Raw genomic sequence first — 18,734 nt, forward strand, 5'->3', positions numbered from 1 at the left:
CGCGCCGGGCGTCAGATGCCCGCGGCCGGCGGGTACTGCGGTGGGTACGGCGGCGCAGGAACGGGCGGATAGCCGGCGGCCGGGAACGGCGACTCGCCCGTTCCCGCCGCCGTCGACATCGCCTGCTTCCGGACGCGCAGCAGCACCGCGGTGAAGGCGAGATAGACCAGCGCGACCGCCGTCCCCACTCCGAGGATCAGCAGCTGAGGAAGCGTTCGGCCGACCATCGGGATCCGCCCGACCATCATGAAGACCGCGTCGGGGACGAGCACGAGCAGACCGAGCAGCAGCAGGACCGCTGCCGGCAGCACCAGCGCGAACGTCGACCACCGCGTGGCGAACACCCCGGCGACGGAGAGCAGCGTCCCGAGCAGCACGGCGGCAGCGGCATCCGGCAGGAAGTCGAACCGGAACTGCTGGAGCGCGGTGAACTGACCGCGGGCGATGCCCCACGACAGCAGCCAGATCCCCGCCGCGAGGAGGACCGGCGCGGCCACGAGGCCGATGATCGAGAGACCGGTCGCGGTCCGCTGGGGGCAGTGGCGCACGATCGCGAGCACGATGCCCATCGCTCCGAGCGCCGGGAGCAGGACCAGCGGGATGCCGTAGGTGAGGCCGTCGAGCCACTCGCGCGGGAGGATCGGCCCCAGCATCCGATACGACTCCAGCAGCAGCGCCGGCAGGAGCGCGAGCAGGAGCGGCACGACCGCCATCACCCCCGCGGCGATCAGGCCAGCCGAGCTCCAGATGCCGGTCAGCACCACGGCGATCAGGAGCAGGATGCCGAGCGCCTGAAGGAGCGTCGGCATCATCAGCGAGCCGAAGCCGTCGCGGGCGCCGCCGTACTGGAAGTAGGTCATGAGCCATGACGTGCCGCCGCTGGAGAGCAGCCCCACGGCGACCGGTGTGACGATCACCGCGATGACGACGGTGATCAGACGAGCGAGCGTGCGGGATCCGCGCATGATGACTTCCCCCTCCGGAGTCTCGGTCCACCGTATCGACTCCGCGTGCGGTGGGTAGTCTCGAAGGACCGCACACCCGAGGAGCCCGCATGACCCGCGTCCACGCCTACGCCGCCCCCAGCGAAGCCGCCCCGCTCGAGAAGACCGTCATCGAGCGCCGTGAGCTCGGCCCGCACGATGTGCTGATCGACATCGCGTTCGCCGGCATCTGCCACTCCGACATCCACACCGTGCAGGGCGACTGGGGGCCGCAGCAGTACCCGCTCGCCCCCGGACACGAGATCACCGGCACCGTCGCGGCCGTCGGCGCCGAGGTGACGAAGCACGCCGTGGGCGACCGGGTCGGCGTGGGCTGCCTGGTGAACTCGTGCGGAGAATGCCGCAACTGCCTGCGCGGCGACGAGCAGTTCTGCACCGAGGGCGCGATCTTCACGTACGGCGCGACCGACCGCGACGGCACCGTCACCCAGGGCGGCTACTCCGAGCAGGTCGTCGTGACGGAGTCGTTCGTGCTCCGCATCCCCGACGGGTTGGCGCTCGACGTGGCAGCACCCCTGCTGTGCGCGGGCATCACGACGTACTCGCCGCTGAAGCACTGGAACGTCGGCCCCGGCACCCGTGTCGCGGTGGTGGGGCTCGGCGGACTCGGCCACATGGGGGTGCAGATCGCGCACGCCCTCGGCGCCGAGGTGACCGTGCTCTCGCAGACGCTGAGCAAGAAGGACGACGGCCTCCGGCTCGGCGCCGACGACTACCGGGCGACGAGCGATCGGCAGACCTTCCGCGAGCTGCGCAGCTCCTTCGATGTCATCCTCAACACGGTGAGCGCCGTGATCGACATGCGCTCGTACCTGAGCCTGCTCGACGTCGGCGGCACCATGGTGTGCGTCGGCGCGCCGGCGGAACCGCTGCCCGTGCAGGTCATGTCGCTGATCGGCGGTCGGCGCTCGCTGGCGGGATCGAACATCGGCGGCATCGCCGAGACCCAGGAGATGCTCGACTTCTGCGCCGCGCACGGCATCGCCGCGGAGATCGAGGTGATCCCGGCATCCGAGATCAACGCCGCCTACGAGCGGGTGCTGGCGTCCGACGTCCGCTACCGGTTCGTGATCGACGCCGCGACGTTCAGCGAGTGATGTCGGTCGTCGCGGGTAGCCTCGCCGCATGACCTCCCTCCTCGCGGGCCCCGACTCCCGCGCCCGCTGCGCGTGGGTCGGCGACGACGACGAGTACCGGCGCTATCACGACGAGGAATGGGGCACGGCGCTGCACGGCGACCGGGCCCTGTTCGAGAAGATGGCGCTGGAGGGGTTCCAGGCCGGTCTCTCGTGGATCACGATCCTGCGCAAGAGACCGCGATTCCGCGAGGTGTTCGCCGGTTTCGAGCCCGAGGTCGTCGCGGAGTTCGGGGAGTCCGACGTGGAGCGGCTGATGACGGATGCCGGGATCATCCGCAACCGGGCGAAGATCGAGGCCACGATCGGCAATGCGCGGATCGTCCGCGGCATGGCCGACGGCGAGCTCGACGAGCTGATGTGGTCGTTCGCGCCGCCGGCATCCGGGGTCCGTCCGGCGACGATGGCCGACGTCCCGGCCGTCACGCCGGAGTCGACCGCGTTGAGCAAGGAGCTGCGCCGCCGGGGGTTCCGGTTCGTCGGCCCCACGACCATGTACGCGCTCATGCAGTCGGCGGGAATGGTCGACGATCACCTGGCAGGCTGCTGGCGCGCCTGACGCCTGCAGGATGGGCAGATCAGCCCATCGAACGATGTTCCGGCGCGCGGTTAGGATGAACGGGTGCGTTGTGGGGCTGTCGTGCCCTGCACGGAAGTGTCGAAGTGTGTCGACCCTGGGGGGAACCGGGTATGAAGGCGTTGTCGTGGATGAGGGCGCGGCCGAAGATGCTGGCGTCTGCCGCCGGTGTCACCGTCGGCGTGATCGCCATCACGACGATGGCGCTCACGTATGAGGGCTTTCCGACCACCAAGGTCGATCTGAACGACGGCGGCGTCTGGATCACCAAGACGTCGGGCCTGCTCGTCGGGCACTTCAACCACGAGTCGACCGTCCTCGACGGAGGTCTGCGCACCGCCGGCGAGGACTACGACATCGTCCAGGACGCCGCGAACGTGCTCGTGGTCGACGAGGGAGCCTCGACCGTCACGGCGGTCGACCCGGCTCGGGTCTCGCTGGGGGACTCCGCCGGAATCCCGAGCTCCGCCAAGGTGGCGATGGGCCTTCAGACCGCCGCCATCCTCGACAAGAAGTCCGGCGACCTGTGGGTCGTTCCGGTCAAGGGCATCGCCTCGTTCGAGATCGAGGCCGCCGACCCGGTCGCAGAGCTCGGCGAGGGCGCGGACGTCGTCGTCGCCGAAGACGGCACGGTCTTCGCCCTGTCGAGCGCGAACGGCGAGGTCGTCACGGTCCCCGTCGACAACGAGGGCGAGCCCCTCGAGTCGTCCACCGCCTCGGTCGGCGAGCTCGATGCGTCGAAGCCGGTGACCATCACCGCCGTCGGTCGAACCCCGGTGGTCCTGGAGACGGCATCCGGTGCGGTGCTGACACCCGGCGGATTCCGCACCGAGATCCCCGACGCCGACGGCGCCGTGATCCAGCAGGCCTCGGCCGAGACGGATGCGGTCGCGGTCGCGACGGCATCCGCGCTGGTGCGCGTTCCGCTCGACGGCTCCGAGGTGACGACGACGGATGCCGGCGGCAAGGGCTCCCCGGCGGCTCCCGTGTGGCTGCAGGGCTGCACCTACGGCGCCTGGGGAGGCACCGGCGCGTTCGTGCGCGAGTGCGCAGGGTCGGCGAACGACGTCTCGGCCACGATCGAAGAGGCGCAGGAGTCGAAGAGCCTCGTCTTCCGTGTGAACCGCGACGTGATCATCCTGAACGACGCCGTCGGCGGCGCGGCGTGGCTGGCCAACGAGAGCCTCCAGCGCGTCGACAACTGGAACGACCTCACCCCGCCCGAGGGCGAGACCGAGAACGAGGACGACTCGACAGAGGAGACGGTCGAGACCACGCTCCCGGAGCGCAGCGAGATCAACACCGTGCCGATCGCCGAGGATGACTCGTTCGGCGTGCGGCCCGGCGCCTCGGCGCTGCTCCCGGTGATCGACAACGACAACGATCCGGACGGCGACGTCCTGGTCGCCGCGATGGCACAGGAGCAGCCGTCGATCGGCACCGTCCAGCCGATCTACAACGGCGCCTCGCTGCAGATCGCCGTCGCCGAAGACGCTTCGGGCACGTCCACCTTCCAGTACGAGGTCGACGACGGCCGCGGCGGCAAGGACACCGCGACGGTCACGCTGTCGGTGCACGACGAGGGCACGAACGGCGCACCTACGCCCAAGCGCAAGACCTCGCTCACGGTCGAGACCGGCGGCACGGTGTCGTACAACATCCTCCCGGACTGGATCGACCCCGACGGCGACGACATCTACCTCAAGGACGTCGTCGCGGCCCCCGGTGACGAGGTCGATTTCAGCACCGACGGCCAGTTGACCTACAAGGCGACGGCCAGCCTGCAGGGCCGCAAGGACATCCAGGTCACGGTTGCCGACGGCTTCGGCGAGTACGCCACGGCCACGGTCACCCTCGATGTGCGACCGCAGGGCACCACCAAGCCGAAGACGAACGCCGACCACGTGGTCACGCGTGTCGGCGAGCAGATCACGGTCGCTCCGCTGGCGAACGACACCAGCTCCGGTCGGGAGCGCCTGCGTCTCGGCCGCGTCGACGAGGTCCCGGGTGCCACCGTGCTGCCCGACATCACCAACAACACCTTCAGCTTCACCGCGCCGACCGTCGGCGTGTACTACGTGCAGTACCTCGCGACCGCCGGCCCGGAGAACGGCGAGGGACTCGTCCGCATCGACGTGACCGAGGCCGCCGAGGTGACCCTGCCGCCGGTCGCCGTGCGCGATGTGGCGCTGCTGCCCACCGGCGGCGACGCGCTCATCGGCGTGCTCAACAACGACACCGACCCGTCCGGCGGCATCCTCGTCGTGCAGTCCGTCTCGGTCGAGCCCGGCACCGGCGTCTCGGTGTCGGTGCTCAACCACGAGACTCTCCGCATCACCGACCAGGGCACCCTCGACGAGCAGGTCCGCATCGCGTATCGGATCTCCAACGGCGAGCAGTCCGCCGAGGGCGAGGTCGTCGTGGTGCCGATCCCGGCGCCCGAGGAGATCCTGCAGCCGGTCGCCAACCCCGACTCGGTGTACGTCCGCGCCGGCGATGTGGTGACGATCCCGGTGCTCGACAACGACACGCATCCGAGCGACGACGCGCTGCACCTCGCCCCCGAGCTCATCGAGCCCTTCGTCGACCCGGAGGACGGCGAGGCCTTCGTGTCGCAGGACGAGGTGCGGTTCAAGGCCGGCGACGTCGCCAAGACCGTCTACCTGACCTACGAGGCCGTGGACTCCCGCCAGCAGAAGGCCGCCGGGTACGTGACCGTGCAGATCCTGCCGATCGACGAGGAGACGAACGCGGCACCGCGGCCGCGCGATCTCGTGGCCCGCACGCTCGCGGGCACCGAGACCAACATCGCCGTGCCGCTCGACGGGATCGACGCCGACGGCGACTCGGTCGAGCTCCTGGACATCGCGTCGAATCCGACGAAGGGGCGCATCACCGAGGTCGCGCAGGACTACTTCACCTACGAGGCGCTCGACGGAGCGACGGGTGTCGACGTCTTCAAGTACCGGGTGCGCGACCGTCTCGGCAAGGAGGGCACCGCCACGATCCGCGTGGGCATCGCCCCGGCCGAAGAGGTCAACCAGGCGCCGTATGCGGTGAAGGATGCCGTCGTGGTGCGTCCCGGTCGTGAGATCGCCGTGCCCGTCATGCTCAACGACTCCGACCCCGAGGGCGACAAGATCTCGCTCGTGAAGGACGGGCTCGAGATCCCCGGCGAGCTGGAGGCCCGCGTCTCCGGAGACCGCGTGCTCGTGCAGGCGCCCGACCGCGCACTCGAGTCGTCTCTGCAGTACACGGTCAGCGACGCGCGCGGCGCGACCGCGACGGCCGTGCTGCAGGTCACGGTCGATGAGAACGTGCCGCTGCAGGCACCGGTGGCGAGAGACGACCGGCTGCGTCCCGTCGACCTCGAAGACGGCGGTCTCACCGCCGACCTCGACATCCTCGACAACGACGAGGATCCCGACGGCACGACCGAGCGCCTCGCGCTCGACGTCGGTCCCGGCGCGACGGTGCTGGAGAACGGCAAGGTGCGTGTCACCGTCACCGACGAGCTGCAGCTGATCCGGTACACGCTCACGGATCAGGACGAGCTGCAGTCCTCGGCGTTCATCTTCGTCCCGTCGCAGGACGGCCTGCGCCCGACGCTGACCTCGACCAAGCCGCTCGAGGTGAAGAGCGGCGAGACCAAGGACGTGCCGCTCGACAAGTACGTCACCGTGGCCGGTGGCGGCGACGTCGTCATCACCGAGCACGCGAAGGTCAGCGCTCTCAAGGCCGACGGCTCCGACCTCGTGAAGGACGAGCGCACACTGGTGTACACCTCGGCGCCCGGATACTTCGGTCAGGATTCGCTGACGTTCGAGGTCACCGACGGCACGGGACCTGACGACCCCGAGGGCCGCAAGGCCACGCTCAGCATCCCGATCAACGTGCTCCCACCCGACAACCAGCCGCCGAAGTTCGTGGGCGGTCAGATGAACGTGGCCCCCGGCGAGAAGGCGAGCGTCCTCGACCTCGCCGCGCTCACGGTCGACCCCGATCCCGAGGATAAGGGCAAGCACAAGTACACGCTCGTCGGCGGCGAGGGCAAGGGGATCACCGCGAAGATCGACGGCGACAAGCTGCTCGTCGAGGCATCGTCGAACGCGAAGAAGGGCACGGCGACCACGCTGACGCTGCGCGTCAGCGACGGTGAGACCGAACCCGTCGAGGGCTCCGTCCTCGTGCAGGTCACCGCTTCGAACCGCGCGATGCCCGCCGCCAACACCGACACCGTCGCCGAAGCCGATCAGGGCAAGAGCGTCACCGTTCCGGTGCTCGCGAACGACTTCAACCCCTTCCCGGAGACGCCGCTCAAGCTGCTGACGGCGAACGTCGAGACCGGCTCCGGTCAGGTGAGCATCAAGGGAGACGACGTCGTCGCGACGCCGTCGAAGGACTTCGTCGGCACCATGGTGGTGCGCTACACGATCCAGGATGCGACGGAGGATGCCGATCGTCAGGCGACAGGCCAGGTCGTGCTCACGGTGCAGGGCGTCCCGAACGCGCCGGGCGCGCCGACCGTGACGAGCGTGCAGGACCGCACCGTGGTGGTGACGTACGGCGCTCCGTCGAACAACGGGGCCGAGATCACCAAGTACACGGTGAAGTCGGTGCAGGGCGGCTCGTACTCGAAGGAGTGCCAGTCGACGACCTGCACCCTGGACGGGCTCACGAACAACGTCGAGTACGTCTTCCAGGTCACCGCGACGAACCGCGTGGGCGAGTCCGAGCCGTCCGGCTCGTCGGCCGTCGCCCGCCCGGACGCGCGTCCCGACACGCCCAACCCCCCGACCCTGAAGTTCGGCGACAAGTCGCTCCAGGTCTCCTGGACCACGCCGACGACACCGGGTTCGCCCGTCGAGCGGTACACGCTGCAGATCTCGCCCGCCCCGCCGTCCGGCATCACCCAGAAAGAGGTGACCGGCAACTCGCTCACGTGGGAGGGCCTGGAGAACGGCGGCAACTACCAGGTGCGCGTGCAGGCGCACAACCGCGCGCCCGATCCCTCCAGCTGGAGCGCATGGTCGGCATCCGAGGTGCCCGCCGGGCCCCCGCTGGCGGCCGGTGCGCCGACGACGGCGGAACTGCAGCCCGTGGGCAACCAGGCGCAGATGCAGGTCAACTGGGGGACGGTGCCGGCGAACGGCGACGCGATCGATGCGCTGCAGCTCGAGGTCTGGGAGGGGTCCAGTCTGCAGAGGACGCTGACGCCCAGTCCGGGATCCTTCAGCCAGGCGGTCGTGGTCCCGACCTCGGAGAACGGCTACACCTACCGCATCCGCGGCCACAACAAGGCCGGCTGGGGCGAGTGGAGCGCGATGTCGGCGCCACGACGCGGCGTCATCGCCCCGTCCGCCCCGTCCATCAGTGCGGTCAACGCGGGCGACGGGTTCGTGGACGTCGTGTGGTCGGCGGGCAACCGCAACGGCGCCAAGACGACCGAGGTGAGCTACCAGTACCGGCTCAACGGCGGCGGCTGGGCCGGGATGCCGGGGAACAACAGGATCGGCGGGCTGAACAACGGCACGTCCTACACGGTCGAGGTGCGCGGCGTCGCGAACGTCGACGGCGTGCAGTACGTCGGCGCGGCATCCAACGGCGTCGCGCAGACCCCGTTCGGCCCACCCCAGGCTCCGGCGGCCAACGCCAGGAACCTCGGCACGAGCGTCGAGGTCAGCTGGAACTCCGACCGCTCCTACAACGGTCGTCCGATCCAGACCACGCAGATCCGGATCGACGGCGGCGGCTGGCAGGATGTCGGGGCCAGCGGCTCCCGCACGGTGGGCAACGGGTACCAGCAGAACCACAGCATCGACGTCCGAGCGCAGGACTCGAACGGGACCTGGTCGCCGGTCGCCTCGGCATCCGCGCGCACGAGTGATCCGCCGCCGCCGCGGGCGTGGGTGACGCGCGGAACACCTGTCAGCAACGCGAACTGCAACGACGGCACCTGCGCGACGTTCCGGGTCACCACCAAGGACTTCCCGGCAGGCACCTACACGGTGACCTGCAACAGCGGAGTGACCAGGTCCTTCTCCACCTACAGATCGGTGTCCGTTCCCGCCAACGGGACATTCGACCTCGGCTGCTACCACGGCTACGGCGGCCGCACCGACGTCTGGGTCACCATCGGCGGAACCGACTACGAACGCCGGGCCTGGTAGTGCCCCGCTCGACCCATCGTCGCCCCCAGAGGAAATCGTCACCCCCAGAGGAAGCAGAACCCACATGAGCATGACCCCCGAACAGGCCGCCTGGTTCCAGGGAACCTTCACGCGCCTCGTGGACAACATCGACAAGGCCGTGCAGGGCAAGCGCGAGATCGTCGGCCTCGTGCTGGCGTCGATGCTCGCCGAGGGGCACGTCCTCCTCGAGGACGCCCCCGGAACAGGGAAGACCAGCCTCGCCAAGGCGCTGGCCGCGACCGTGCAGGGCACGAGCGCCCGCATCCAGTTCACGCCCGACCTGCTGCCGTCCGACGTCACCGGCGTCACGATCTACGACCAGCAGTCGCACCGCTTCGAGTTCCACAAGGGGCCGATCTTCGCGTCGATCGTGCTCGCCGACGAGATCAACCGCGCCTCGCCGAAGACGCAGTCCGCGCTGCTCGAGGTCATGGAGGAATCCCGGGTCACGGTCGACGGCGTCACGCACGAGACCGGACGCCCGTTCCTCGTGATCGCGACGCAGAACCCGATCGAGCAGGCCGGAACGTACAAGCTGCCCGAGGCGCAGCTCGACCGCTTCCTCATCAAGACGTCGATCGGCTACCCCGACCTCGCGGTGACCGAGAGCATCCTGGCCGGAGCATCCGATCGCAACCCGTCGGCCGGCCTGGGCGCGATCATCACGACGAGCGCGGTCGCCGACATGGCTGACCTCGCGGCATCCGTGCACGTCGAGCCCGCCGTGCTCCGCTACGTGGCGGAGCTCTCCGAGGCCACCCGCAACGACTCCGCGATCCGCCTGGGCGTCTCGGTGCGCGGCGCGATCGCCATGATCCGCATCGCGAAGGTCTGGGCGGCAGCGCACGGCCGTCACTTCGTGCTGCCCGACGACATCAAGGCCCTCGCACGGCCGGTGTGGCAGCACCGTCTGCTCCTCGACGCCGAGGCCGAGTTCGCCGGTACCAGCAGCGACACCGTGATCGCCCGCGTGCTCGACGGGATCGCCGCACCCCAGGCGCGAACGGCGGCCTGATGACCACGGAGGCACTCTCGGCGCCGGCGGCGCAGACGGATCGCGACGCCGGCTGGCGTGACGTCGCGGCCGTCATCGGCGCGCGCGTCCTGACACGTCTCCGCATCATCGCCTCGGCCATCCGTCCGCTCGCCTGGGTGCTGATGGCCCTCGCCGTCGGCTTCTGGATCCTCGGGCGCATCGCCGGCTGGTCGGAGTTCACCGTCGCCGCGATCGTCATCGCGATCACGGTGGCGCTCTGCGCCCTCTTCCTGATCGGGCGCACCGCCTACGACGTGTCGCTCGACCTCGCGCGCACGCGCGTGGTCGTGGGCGAGCGCGCGGTCGGCGCGCTGACCCTGGCGAACCGCGGCACGCGAGCCATCCTCCCGTCGCGCATCGTGCTCCCGGTCGGCTCCGGGCGCGGCGAGTTCGGCATCCAGCGTCTCGCCCCCGGCGAGGAGGCGGAGGAGCTCTTCGCGATCCCCACCCAGAAGCGCGGTGTGGTGAAGGTCGGTCCGGTGAGCGTCGTGCGCGGCGATCCGCTCGGCCTGTTCGAGCGTGCGCATCGGCGCGACGAGCCGGTCGATCTGTTCGTCCACCCGCGCACCGTGCTGTTCGACGGGCAGTCGCTCGGCTACCTGCGCGACCTCGAAGGCATGCCCGCCGCCGACCTGTCCCGCGACGACGTGTCGTTCCACGCCCTCCTCGAGTACCAGCCGGGTGACGACCTGCGCCACGTGCACTGGAAGTCCACGGCCCGCACCGGCACGATGATGGTCCGTCAGTACGAGGAGACCCGCCGGTCGCACTTCGTGATCGGCCTGTCGCGATCGAGCGGCGACTACGCCTCGGCCGACGACTTCGAGCTCGCGATCTCGGCGGCGGGTTCGATCGGCCTCCGCGCGCTCCGCGACTCGCAGCGCGTGGACATGCGCGTGCAGGGACGCGAGCTGCCCGCCGGAACCGGCAAGCAGCTGCTCGACTCGTTGTCGGCGGTCGAGAACAGCAAGCCGCGCGACGGCGGCATCGCCGAACTCGCCGGTGTCCTCTCCGCCACGATGCCGCTGGCGAGCGTCGTGGTGCTGGTGTGCGGATCGAAGGTACGCTCCGACGACCTGCGGTTGGCCTGCTCACGTCTGCCGTTCGGGGCTCGCGCGCTCGCGGTTGTCGCCGACACGTCCGCTCAGGCCCCGGCTCTGCGCCGCATCGGCGACGCCGACGTCGTCACGATCGGCGCGCTCGACCAGATCCCGCTCGCCCTGCAGAAGGTCCTCGCATGACAGCGCCAGCCACCGAACCCGCTGCGATCTCCGTGCGCCGCTGGGGCCTCGACCTCGGTGCGACCGCTCTGCTCGTCGCCGTCGCGCTCGTCGGCTTCTGGCCGACGTTCGCGGGCCCGTCGTTCATCCCCGCCGTCGTCGGCGGCATCGTCATCGGCCTCGCGATCGCGGGCGTCGCGGCCTGGCGTCGCTGGGGCATCCTCCTCATCGCCGGTCTCACCGTGGCCGCCTACTTCGTGTTCGGCGGCGCATTCGCCCTCCCGCACACCGCGATCGTCGGCGTCATCCCGACCCTCGACACGCTGCAGCGACTGGCCGTGGGAACGGTCACGGCCTGGAAGCAGCTCCTCACGACCGTGGCGCCCGTCGCCGCGGCCGACGGACATCTGATCGTCCCGTTCCTGCTGGCGCTCGTGGTCACGACCGTCACGGCATCCCTCGCCCTGCGGCTGCCGCAGGTGGCCTGGGCGCTGCTGCCCGCCGGCGCGGCGCTGATGCTCGTCATCGCGCTCGGCACCCCGCAGCCGGCGTTCCCGATCGTGCAGGGTCTCGTCTTCGCGATCGTCAGCATCGCCTGGCTCGCCCTCCGTCAGATCTGGGCCCCGCAGAACATGGCCGTCTCGGTCAGCGAGGTCGATCCCTCGCGCGCCGCGCACATGCGCCTGCGTCGACTGCTCGCCGGCGTCGCGGTGCTCGCCGTGGCCGGCGGCGCGGGCGTCGCGACCAGCGCGATCGCCGCTCCGACCGAGCCCCGGCACGTGTTCCGTGACGTGATCATCCCCCCGTTCAACATCCGCGACTACCCGAGCCCGCTCCAGGCGTTCCGCAAGAACGTGCGCGACGAGGTCGACGAGACGCTCTTCACGGTGCAGGGGCTCCCCAAGGGGGCGCGTATCCGCACCGCCGTCATGGACCAGTACGACGGCATGGTCTACAACGTCACCGACGGCGGACCGACCTCCTCGAGTGCCTTCTCGCCGCTGCGCTCCAACATGTCCCCGGACGCCGAGGGCGTGCCCGTGACGCTCAACATCGCGGTCGACGAATACGACGCCGTGTGGATGCCGACGGCCGGGGTGCTGTCCGAGATCCGCTTCACCGGCGACCGCGCCGAGGAGCTGCGCCGCGGAACCTACGTCAACACCGCGACCGGGACCGCCGTCGCGACCCCGAAGCTGCGCAAGGGCGACGAGTACTCGGTCGACGCCGTCATCCCGAACATGCCCGATGACGACCGGCTGGCCGACGTGGACTTCGGAACGGTCACGCTGCCGAAGCAGAGCAACGTGCCGGAGGAGCTCACCGCGCTCGCGGCGGAGACGGTGTCGAGCGCGGAGTCGCCGATCGAGCAGGTGCGCGCGCTCGAGACCTTCCTCGCGGAGGGCGGCTTCTTCAGTCACGGGCTCGAGGGCGAGGTGCTGTCCCGCGCCGGCCACACGTCCGAACGCATCACCACGCTCATCGGCGGCGACCAGATGATCGGCGACGACGAGCAGTACGCCGTCGCCATGGCGCTCCTCGCCGGTGAGATCGGCATCCCCGTCCGCGTCGTCATGGGCTACTACCCCGACGACGAGCAGGACGGCGAGCCCGTCTTCACCGCGACCGGCGACAACGTGCACGCCTGGGTCGAGGTCAACTTCAAGGGGTTCGGCTGGCTTCCGTTCAACCCGACGCCGCCCGAGGACCAGGTCCCCAACGACCAGAACACCAAGCCGCGCGTCGACCCGAAGCCGCAGGTGCTGCAGCCGCCGCCTCCTCCGCAGGAGCCCGTCGACCTGCCCCCGACGCTGCCGGATGACCGCGAGTCGGAGGATGAGAACCTCAACCTCGCCGGCATCATCGGCGCGATCCTGCTGATCGGCGGGATCTCGCTCGGGATCATCGCGCTGCTGATGTCGCCGTTCATCGTGATCGGGGCGTGGAAGGCCGCCAAGCGCCGCTCGCGCCGCGCCGCCGCTCGCACCGCCGACCGGATCAGCGGAGGTTGGGACGAGCTCACGGACCGCGCCGTCGACTACGGCGCACGCCTGACACCGGGCGGGACGCGGCCGGAGGAGGCCGCCGCCGTGGTGGCGACGCTCGCCGTGCCGCGTGTCGCGGACCTCGCGCACCGTGCCGACGCCGACGTCTTCGGACCCACCGACCCGACGCCCGAGGACGTCGAGGCGTTCTGGAGCGAGGTCGACACGATCGTCGGCGGCCTGGGGGAGGACGCCGGGTTCTGGAAGCGCACGAAGGCCCGGCTGAGCCTCCGGTCGCTGCTGGGCGGCAGCGCCCTCTCGACCGGTCTCCAGGGACTCCGTGAGGCGGCGACCGCGCGCGTGCGGCGCGAACCTGGCACGATCGAGAGCAGCAGCAGCACCAGCACTCCCGCCGCACCCGAGAGCGAGACACCATGACGCAGCCCGCGTTCGCACAGATCGCGCCGATCTCCCGCCGCGCGATCGGCTATCTCATTGACGCGCTCATCGCGGCCGGCCTCTCCGTGGTGCTCGGCGGCGCGCTGCTCATCACCGCCAGCCTCGCGGGCGGCCTCGAGGGCATGCTGACCACGCTGCTCATCGGCGGACCGATCGTCTCGCTGCTGCTGCTCGGCTGGTTCGTCGTCTACACGCTCATGCAGGCGGGCAACGGATCCATCGGCATGCGCGCGCAGGGTCTGCGCCTCGTCTCCGCCAAGGATCAGGGCCCGCTGGGCTTCGGTCGCACGCTGCTGCGCAACATCATCTTCGGCCTGGCCGGCTCGATCGTGGTGGGCTACTTCACGCCGCTGTTCGACGGTTCCGGCCGCTTCCAGGGCTGGCACGACAAGGTCGCCGGCTCCCTGATGCTCGATGCGCGAGCATCGGCACCGACCGCTGCCTCCGCTGCCGCTGCCGTCGCGCCCGGGCTCTCGGCGGAGCCGCCGCGCCCCGCCGCCCCGGCGATCCCCGGCATCCCGCATCCGACGGCGCAGCCCGTGACACCGGCTCCCGCGCAGCCGGTGGTCGCCCCGTCGCTTACCGCGGCGCCGGCGTTCCCCGTGCAGCCCGTGATCCCGGCGTCGGTGTCGCGTCCTGCGGCCCCGGCATCCGACGACGGCTCGCTGATCGCCTTCGTCCCGGGCATCACCCAGGATGCTCCGCCGCCTCGCGTGACGCCCGCGCCGCAGCCGGAGGCCGTCTCCGAGCTCGACGCGACCGTGCAGGGGTACTCCCCGGCGCGACCCGTGGCGCCGCCGGCTCCCGCGGTGCCGCCCGCAGCCGCACCGCCCGTGCCGCCTGCGCCGTCCGTGCCGCCGGCCCCGTCCGTGGCGGAGGTCCCGCCGGCACCGCCCGCGCCCGTCGTGCCGCCCGCGCCTGCGCTCGTCGCCGAGCCCGAGGACATCGAGGACACCCGGATCAGCATCCCCGGGCACCGTCTCGTGTTCACCTGGGACGACGGGACCCGCGTCTCGGTGTCGCGGCGCACGATCTTCGGCCGGAACCCCGCAGCCGAGGACGGCGCGGTCGTCGTGCCCGTGCGCGACGAGACCCTCTCGCTCTCGAAGACGCATTTCGAGGCGGCGGCGGAGTCGTCCGGCGGCTGGGTGCTGGATCGGCACTCCACGAACGGGATGACCCTCGTCCGCGACGGGCAGCGGATCGCGTGCCCCGCCGGACAGCGCGTCCCGGTGCGCCTGGGCGACGCCATCGAGATCGGCGACCGCATCGTCACGATCGGCGGCTACGCGTGAGGCCCGCGCTCATCGTCTCGACGGGGTCGGCGACGCACCCCGGTCTTCGCCGAGCCCTGAACGAGGACGCGCACCTCGCGAGCGCCCCGGTGTTCGTGGTCGCCGACGGCATGGGCGGTCACGAGGCGGGGGAGCGCGCGAGCGCGGCGGTCATCGCGGAGTTCTCGAGCTCCGTCGGACGCGCGTCGCTCGAGCTCGACGACGTGCGGCTGGCCCTGTCACGGGCCAGGGCGAGCGTCGAGGAGCTGTCGACCTCGGGCAACGGCCGCGCCGGCACCACGCTCAGCGGCGTCGTGATCGCCTCGGTCGACGGCATGGGGTACTGGCTGGCCGTCAACATCGGCGACTCGCGCACCTATCGCCTGGCCGACGGAGAGCTCGAGCAGATCAGCGTGGACCACTCGGTCGTGCAGGAGCTGATCGAGGCGGGCGAGATCACCGTCGAGGATGCCGCGACCGATCGGCGGCGCAACATCATCACCCGCGCCATCGGGGCCAGCAGCACGGGAGACGCCGACTACTGGCTGTTCCCCGCCGAGCTCGGCGACCGGATCATGGTCTGCTCCGACGGGCTCACGTCCGAGGTCTCCGACGCCCGGATCCGCGAGGTGCTGCAGAACACCCCCGACCCGCAGAAGGCGGCCGACATGCTCGTCGACGACGCCGTCACCGCCGGAGGCAGGGACAACATCACCGTGGTCGTCGTGGATGCGGTCTCGGTCGCCTCGCGACCGGGGACGCTCCTGGAGACGGACTCGGACATCGACATGGACACGCGTCCGCGTGAGGCCGCAGCAGGAGGGGTTCGCTGATGCAGACGATCTACCGACCGGGACAGTGGTACCTGATCGTGATGCCGGGCGCCCTCGTGGCGCTGCCGCCGGATGTGCCGGGAGATGTCGTGGCGCGGCTGTGGGAGCGGATGCCGGAGAGCAAGACGCTCGCGACGGTCGTCGACGTCCTCACCGCGCGTGCCGGCGGGGACTTCACCTCGCTACCTCCGTTCGTGGCCGCCGTGGCCGAAGGGACCGACATCCGCATCGCGCTGCGCGGTGGCGTCAGCGCCCGCGTGAGCTCGGGCACCGAGTCGCGCGAGTTCTCCGGCGCCGAGGTCACGACGTGGAGCGAGCGCTTCGTGGGCGGCGCATCGCGCGTCGAGGTCACGGTCGAGGCCGTGGAGAGCGAGGCCGCGCTTCCCGTGCAGAGCGGCGTCGTGCGCGCCGCGGCCGTGAGCGCGGAGCTCGAGTCCGGCGACGACCGTCCGCTCACGGGCGTCCTCGGACCGGTCCCGATCATCGAGATCGAGGAGGCGGGCGCGTCCGCCGCCGCCCTGACCGGCACCCCGGGTCCGTCGATCGCGAACTTCGCCGCGGCCGTTCCGGCGGCGGCATCCGTCGACTCCGCGCCGGACGCGCTCCCCGCGCCCGCGCCGATCGACGTCGAGCCCCTGGTGACGGATGCTCCGCCCGCACCCGTCGAGGCGGAGTCGCCGGTCGAGGAAGAGGCCGAGTCAGAGCCGGATGCCGAGGCAGAGCCGGTCGTGGAGGATGTCCCCGAGGCACCCGGCGACGACCCGAGCGAGCCGGTCGCCGAGCCGGAAGCGGCACCGGCGGTCGATGGCGCCACGATCGTGCCGACCGAGGTCACGCTCGCGCCGTCCACCGAGGACTTCGACCAGCTCTGGGGTGCCACGGTGCACTCCGCGCCGGCCGCCGCAGCCCCGGTGATCCCGGCCGCGATCCAGGGCGACCACGACGGGGCGACCATCTCCGCGGCGGAGCTGCGAGCCATGCGTCAGCAGCCTCCGGTCGCCGACGACGTGGCGACCGCGGTGATCCCGGTGGAGAGCGTCGCGGCAGGGGCGACCGGTCGGATCCGCGTGTCCACGGGCCAGGTCGTCGCGCTCGATCGCACGGTCATCATCGGTCGCCGTCCGCGCTCGACGCGGGCCAGCGGCGCGAACCTCCCGCATCTCATCGCCGTCGAGAGCCCGCAGCAGGACATCTCCCGCAGCCACCTCGAGATCAGGCCGGAGGGCGACACCGTCGTCGTCATCGACCTGCACACCACGAACGGGTCGACCCTGCTGCGGCCCGGCGCCGACCCGATCCGCCTGCACCCCGGGGAGCAGACGCTCGTGCTGTCCGGCGACGTGGTGGATCTCGGCGACGGCGTGAAAGTCGCGTTCGAGGACCTGCCGTGAGTCGTCCTCCCTCTCCACCTCCCCAGCTCCCCGGGTTCCGCTACCTCGAACCGCTCGGCACGGGCGGCTTCGCCGACGTCTTCCTGTACGAGCAGGAGATGCCGCGTCGCCAGGTGGCGGTCAAGGTGCTGCTCGCCGATCGGATCTCGAGCGGCGCCGCGCAGGAGTTCGCCGATGAGGCGAACGTCATGGCGATGCTGTCGACGCATCCCGCGATCGTCACGATCTATCAGGCGGGCGTCGCGGGCGACGGTCGGCCGTACCTCGTCATGGAGTACTGCCCCCGGCCGAACCTCCAGCTGCGCGCGCGCCGCGAGTCGTTCTCGGTGGCCGAGGCGCTGCGCGTCGGCGTGCAGGTCGCCGGTGCGGTCGAGACCGCGCACCGCGCCGGCGTGCTGCACCGCGACATCAAGCCGGCCAACATCCTCGTCACGGCGTACAACCGACCGGCGCTGACCGACTTCGGCATCGCCTCGACGACCGGCGCCACCGGCGAGGCATCCGGCATGTCGATCCCGTGGTCGCCGCCCGAGTCGTTCGCCGAGTCGCCGTCGAGCGGCCCGCGCACCGACGTGTGGGCTCTCGGCGCGACGATCTACACCCTGCTCGCCGGACGCTCGCCCTTCGAGCGGCCCGGTGAGCGCAACTCCAGCGCCGACCTCATCGAGCGGATCGAGCGCGCGGCCCTCACGTCGCTGGGGCGTCCGGACTCCCCGGAGAGCCTGCAGCGCGTGCTCGAGCGCGCGATGGCGAAGAACCCCGATGACCGCTACCCCAGCGCGGTGGCGTTCGCGCGCGCGCTGCAGAAGGTGCAGATCGAGCTCTCGCACTCGGTGACGCCGATCGACATCGTCGACGACCACCCGACCGCGGAGGATCTGGACGACGACGGCGACGGCCTCACCCGCGTGCGGGAGATCGTCAGCATCGATCCGGATGTCGCAGCCTTCACGCGCCCCTCCGCGGCCACGCAGCCGAAGAGCGCCCTGCCGGGCCTTCCCGAGGTGCCGCGCTTCGACTCGCCGCCCCGGGTGGACGCCGTCGACGAGGCGACCCAGATGCGGGTCCCGACCGCGAGCGCGCCGCCCGAGCCGGACGATCGCACGATCGCCCGCCCGCCGATGGTGGTCGCGCCGCTGCCCGCGGCATCCGCTGCCCCGGCGCCGCAGGCTGCCGCTCCCGCCGCTCCCGTCGGCGATGCTCCGACCCCGGCGACGCCGCGCAGTCGGCGCGGACTGTGGATCGCGCTGTCGGCCGCCGCCGCCGTCCTGGTCGTCGTGGGGACCATCATCGGACTGAACGTGCTGGTCGCCGGCATCGAGACTCCGGTGGAGACGACGGAGACCGCCGAGCCGCAGGACGTCGTCTCGGACTTCGTCCCGAAGGTCGCGGAGCTGAGCGGCACGCGTCAGGGCGATCTCATCGCGTTCACGTGGGTCAACAAGGACCCGCAGGACGGCGACACCTTCATCTGGAGCCTCGTCGACGTCTCCGGTCAGGTCGATCCGCAGCAGTCCGAGACGCCGGCGGCACAGGTGCCGGCGACGGCGGGTACGGTCTGCATCGATGTCATGCTGCGCCGCGACGACGGACGGGTGTCCGAGCCGGCGCGGGGGTGCGTCGACTGA

The 18,734-nt window shown here is 71.0% G+C and carries 11 protein-coding genes; 10 read left to right on the forward strand and 1 reads right to left on the reverse strand.

Annotated features, from left to right (window positions below):
* Window positions 1-11 precede the first annotated feature (11 nt).
* Complete coding sequence (locus tag DC434_RS04570; RefSeq protein ID WP_116634125.1) at window positions 12-965, reverse strand: hypothetical protein; 954 nt, start codon at window positions 963-965, stop codon at window positions 12-14.
* An 89-nt stretch (window positions 966-1,054) separates the two neighbouring features.
* Here DC434_RS04570 and DC434_RS04575 point away from each other — a divergent pair, with 89 nt between their 5' ends.
* From DC434_RS04575 to DC434_RS04620, 10 genes are all read left to right on the forward strand, one after another.
* Complete coding sequence (locus tag DC434_RS04575; RefSeq protein ID WP_116634126.1) at window positions 1,055-2,101, forward strand: NAD(P)-dependent alcohol dehydrogenase; 1,047 nt, start codon at window positions 1,055-1,057, stop codon at window positions 2,099-2,101.
* Window positions 2,102-2,129: 28 nt separating this feature from the next.
* Window positions 2,130-2,699 (forward strand): DNA-3-methyladenine glycosylase I, encoded by a 570-nt coding sequence (locus DC434_RS04580; protein WP_116634127.1) that lies wholly within the window; start codon window positions 2,130-2,132, stop codon window positions 2,697-2,699.
* 149 nt (window positions 2,700-2,848) lie between these two features.
* Window positions 2,849-8,887: an Ig-like domain-containing protein gene (locus DC434_RS04585; protein ID WP_243408806.1), complete on the forward strand. Its 6,039-nt coding sequence runs from the start codon at window positions 2,849-2,851 to the stop codon at window positions 8,885-8,887.
* Window positions 8,888-8,951: 64 nt separating this feature from the next.
* Window positions 8,952-9,923, forward strand: coding sequence for a MoxR family ATPase (locus DC434_RS04590; protein ID WP_116634129.1), 972 nt, complete (start codon window positions 8,952-8,954; stop codon window positions 9,921-9,923).
* Complete coding sequence (locus tag DC434_RS04595) at window positions 9,923-11,185, forward strand: DUF58 domain-containing protein (RefSeq protein ID WP_116634130.1); 1,263 nt, start codon at window positions 9,923-9,925, stop codon at window positions 11,183-11,185. Before DC434_RS04590 ends, DC434_RS04595 begins: the two co-directional genes overlap by 1 nt.
* A complete protein-coding gene (locus tag DC434_RS04600) occupies window positions 11,182-13,587 on the forward strand; it encodes a transglutaminase domain-containing protein (protein ID WP_116634131.1) in 2,406 nt (801 codons plus the stop codon). Before DC434_RS04595 ends, DC434_RS04600 begins: the two co-directional genes overlap by 4 nt.
* Entirely contained in the window at window positions 13,584-14,903 is a 1,320-nt protein-coding gene (locus DC434_RS20410; protein ID WP_116634132.1) for an RDD family protein, read from the forward strand. Before DC434_RS04600 ends, DC434_RS20410 begins: the two co-directional genes overlap by 4 nt.
* Window positions 14,900-15,715 (forward strand): protein phosphatase 2C domain-containing protein, encoded by an 816-nt coding sequence (locus tag DC434_RS04610; RefSeq protein ID WP_116634133.1) that lies wholly within the window; start codon window positions 14,900-14,902, stop codon window positions 15,713-15,715. Before DC434_RS20410 ends, DC434_RS04610 begins: the two co-directional genes overlap by 4 nt.
* Window positions 15,715-17,106, forward strand: coding sequence for an FHA domain-containing protein (locus DC434_RS04615; RefSeq protein ID WP_116634134.1), 1,392 nt, complete (start codon window positions 15,715-15,717; stop codon window positions 17,104-17,106). The genes DC434_RS04610 and DC434_RS04615 overlap by 1 nt, the downstream gene beginning before the upstream one ends.
* Complete coding sequence (locus DC434_RS04620; protein ID WP_116634135.1) at window positions 17,103-18,734, forward strand: serine/threonine-protein kinase; 1,632 nt, start codon at window positions 17,103-17,105, stop codon at window positions 18,732-18,734. Before DC434_RS04615 ends, DC434_RS04620 begins: the two co-directional genes overlap by 4 nt.

The organism is Microbacterium sp. TPD7012, assembly GCF_003075395.1.
In the GTDB taxonomy this organism is placed as follows: Bacteria; Actinomycetota; Actinomycetes; order Actinomycetales; family Microbacteriaceae; genus Microbacterium.